We start from the raw sequence: 3,401 nt of genomic DNA, 5'->3' as shown, positions 1-3,401 counted from the left end.
GCGAGCGGTGCTTGCGGTGCACACCGTGGCTGGCGCGCAGGCCCTTGAAGCCGTGGCGCTTGACGACACCCGCGGTGCCCTTGCCCTTGGTGATGCCGGTCACGTCAACGACGTCGCCACCGGCGAAAACATCGGCGGTGATCTCCTGACCGATGGTGTACTCGGTGGCATCGGAGGTACGCAGCTCCACCAGATGCTTGCGGGGGGTCACTCCCGCCTTCTCGAACTGCCCGGCCTGCGGCTTGGTCACCGACTTGGCGCGAACCGCCCCGAAGCCGAGCTGAACGGCGGAGTAGCCGTCGGACTCGGGGGTGCGCACCTGGGTGACCACACACGGGCCGGCCTGGATCACGGTCACCGGGACGACGCGATTGTTCTCGTCCCACAGCTGGGTCATGCCGAGCTTGACGCCCGCCAGCCCCTTCACCTTGCGTTCACTAGTCATATCAATCGACCTCACGGGAGCTTGATCTCGATGTCGACACCAGCCGGCAGGTCGAGACGCATCAGCGAATCCACCGTCTTGGGGGTCGGGTCGAGGATGTCGATGAGCCGCTTGTGGGTACGCATTTCAAAATGCTCGCGACTGTCTTTGTACTTGTGCGGAGAGCGAATGACGCACCACACGTTCTTCTCGGTCGGCAGCGGCACTGGGCCGGCAACCTTGGCACCCGTCCGGGTGACGGTGTCGACGATCTTGCGCGCCGACGAGTCAATGACCTCATGGTCATAGGCCCGAAGCCTGATGCGGATCTTTTGTCCCGCCACGGTTGTTCCTTCTACTCGTGCAGCCGGAATCCGGACCCGAAAATGGCCCAAATCCCGCCCAACATCGCTTGTCAATGCCGTATTGCTCGACCCCCGTGGTCGGGCGTGTCGCACATGGTTCACCGCACTACCCACAAGCCCTCTGTTCAGATGCTTGCCAGCCCGCAGCGCTCGCCCTTGAGAGACGATCGCCAGCGCAGTGGGCAGTGCCCACGTCCAGCTGGTGCGGCTTCACCGGCGGTCACGCCAACTTGGAAGCCTGCGCTCCAGAACCCTCGCCTGTGCGTCCGGCCTCGACAGTTCGACTGCCTTATCCGCGGCGCGCACACAATGGCTCCAAAGGAGCAACCTGTAAATCATCGCACGGAGTTGGGGCTGGTTTCAAATCGGGTTGCGGCTCCAGGCTGGCAGCTGGTGCCTCCCTGCCCCCTGTGTCTACCCTCCCCACCCGGATCGTGTAGCTCCAACGCCCGTCATGGGCTCCCGCGCTACACGATCAGCCAAGGACCCCGCCGGTGCAGGGGCGGGGTCAGAGCTCGTCCTTCAGTCGGGCGATCCGGGCCAGACTCGAATCCTTGCCCAGGATCTCCATCGACTCGAAGAGCGGCGGGGAGACCTGCTCACCGGTGATCGCCACCCGCACCGGGGCGAAGGCGAACTTGGGCTTGAGCGCCATGCCATCCACCAGCGCCGTGTTCAGCGCCTCGTGAATGGCAGCGGTCGTCCAATCGTCCAGCTGCCGCAGGGTCTGCTCGGCGGCAGCGAGCACCTCTGCGGCGTGGTCTTTCAGCTTCGAGACGGCCACCGGGTTGATGACCAGCTGATCGTCCGGGGTGAAGAAGAACTGCAGCTTGGGCAGAGCCTCCGCCAACGTCACCAGGCGCTCCGAGATCAGCGGGGTCGCGGCGCGCACGAGTTCGCGTCCGCCCTCGGGAATCTGGCTCCACTGCCCCGACTCCAGCCCATAGGAGACGATCCGGTCGGCCAGCTGGTCGGCGGGCAGCGAACGGATGTAGACGCCGTTCAGCCAGTCGAGCTTCTTGACATCGAAGATCGGCCCGACCGTGCTGACTTTCGCCCAGTCGAAGCCGTCGACGAAATCGTCGAAGCTCGAGACCTCTTGCTCGCCGTCGGCCGGCGGATAGGCCAGCAGCTGCAGAAAGTTGCGCAACGCCTCCGGCAGATAGCCCTGCTCGCGGAACCAGAGCAGCCGGGCCGCGGGGTTCTTGCGCTTCGAGATCTTCGACTTGTCGGTATTGCGCAGCAACGGCATATGCGCGAAATCGGGCATCTGCCAGCCCAGCCACTTATAGAGCAGCAGGTGCTTGGGGGTCGAGCTGATCCATTCCTCACCGCGCACCACGGTGGTGATGCCCATCAGGTGATCGTCGACCACCACGGCGAGATGGTAGGTCGGGAAGCCATCCGCCTTCAAGATCACCTGATCGTCGGGACGAGGAGCCTTTACCTCGCCGCGGATCAGGTCGTGGAAGCTCAGCGGCAGATCGTCGGGGATCAGCATCCGCACCACCGGAGTTTCGCTGAAGCCAGGCAGTTCGGCACGCTGCTCGCGGGTCATGCCCAGGCAGAGCCGGTCGTACCCGGTGTCGGCCTGCTTGCTGGCCTGCTGCTCGGCACGCATCTGCGCGAGCCGCTCACCCGAACACCAGCAGTAATAGGCATGGCCGTCGGCAATCAGCTTCTCGACGAACGGACGATAGGTGTCCAGCCGCTCCGACTGTTTGTAGGGAGCATGCGGACCGCCGACCTCGGGACTCTCGTCCGCGTCCAGGCCGAGCCAGCGCAACGAGTCGTAGATCTGCTGTTCGGAACCCTCGACCAGCCGGTTGCGATCGGTGTCTTCGATGCGGAGCACGAATTGCCCGCCGGTCTTGCGCGACCATGCCTTGTCGAACAACGCCATATAGGCGGTCCCGACATGCGGATCGCCGGTGGGGCTCGGAGCAACACGGGTACGGGCTGGTGTGGTCACGGCGCACCATCCTACCGTGGTGTGCGGCAGTCCCCTGCGGTCGCGCACCTCCGAGGACGACCTCCGCTTCGTGCCATCAGGGCTGCGACCCACGATGAGCAGGCTGCGCGATCGGCTTCGTTAACGACCGCTGAGAGTTCGGCCGGTGACCGCACAATCTGCCCACAAACCGCCACCGGCCGGCCCCGTGCCGGATACCGTGTGTGCATGCGAGTCTATGACGTACTGAAGCATAAGGGCCATGACGTGGTCGTGGCCTCGCCGGATGCCACTGTGGCCGAGTTGCTGCAGTTGCTGGTCGAACACCGCATCGGGTCTGTGGTGGTGGTCGACGATGGACGGCCCGTCGGTCTGGTGGCCGAGCGCGATATCGTCAGCGCACTGGCGGCTGCCGACGACGATGTCCGTACTCACCTGGTCCGGGAGGTGATGGAGAGCATCGCGCACGTCGCCGCGCTCGACGATGACACCGCCGACCTGGCCGCCACCATGACGGAGTTCCGAATCCGCCATCTGCCGGTGGTCGATCAAGACGGCAAGTTGCTCGCGATCGTCAGCATCGGCGACGTCGTCAAGGCACGCCTCGACACGCTCACCGACGAACGCGATCATCTCATCAACTACGTTCAGCAGTAGTTCT

4 protein-coding genes are annotated in these 3,401 nt (G+C 64.5%); 1 reads left to right on the top strand and 3 read right to left on the bottom strand.

Annotated elements, in window-relative coordinates:
- The 3 genes from rplC to gltX all read right to left on the bottom strand — a co-directional run.
- Positions 1-445, bottom strand: a 445-nt coding sequence (gene rplC, locus AAFP05_RS00505) for a 50S ribosomal protein L3 (protein WP_341727891.1), incomplete at its 3' end; no start/stop codon positions are given.
- An 11-nt stretch (positions 446-456) separates the two neighbouring features.
- Positions 457-768 (bottom strand): 30S ribosomal protein S10, encoded by a 312-nt coding sequence (rpsJ, locus tag AAFP05_RS00500; RefSeq protein ID WP_016668002.1) that lies wholly within the window; start codon positions 766-768, stop codon positions 457-459.
- A 529-nt stretch (positions 769-1,297) separates the two neighbouring features.
- Positions 1,298-2,761 carry a glutamate--tRNA ligase gene (gltX, locus tag AAFP05_RS00495; protein WP_341727890.1) on the bottom strand — a complete coding sequence of 488 codons (1,464 nt, stop codon included), beginning with the start codon at positions 2,759-2,761 and terminating at the stop codon, positions 1,298-1,300.
- 207 nt (positions 2,762-2,968) lie between these two features.
- Here gltX and AAFP05_RS00490 point away from each other — a divergent pair, with 207 nt between their 5' ends.
- Complete coding sequence (locus AAFP05_RS00490) at positions 2,969-3,397, top strand: CBS domain-containing protein (protein ID WP_341727889.1); 429 nt, start codon at positions 2,969-2,971, stop codon at positions 3,395-3,397.
- Positions 3,398-3,401: the final 4 nt, after the last annotated feature.

Source organism: Brooklawnia sp. (genome assembly GCF_032229645.1).
In the GTDB taxonomy this organism is placed as follows: Bacteria; Actinomycetota; Actinomycetes; order Propionibacteriales; family Propionibacteriaceae; genus Brooklawnia.
The sequence above is the reverse complement of the archived record's forward strand: the minus strand, read 5'-3'. Positions and strand labels throughout refer to the sequence as shown.

Coding starts and splice junctions, on each gene's coding strand:
- AAFP05_RS00490 (WP_341727889.1), top strand. CDS start 2,969: ATGCGAGTCTATGACGTACTGAAGCATAAGGGCCATGACGTGGTCGTG.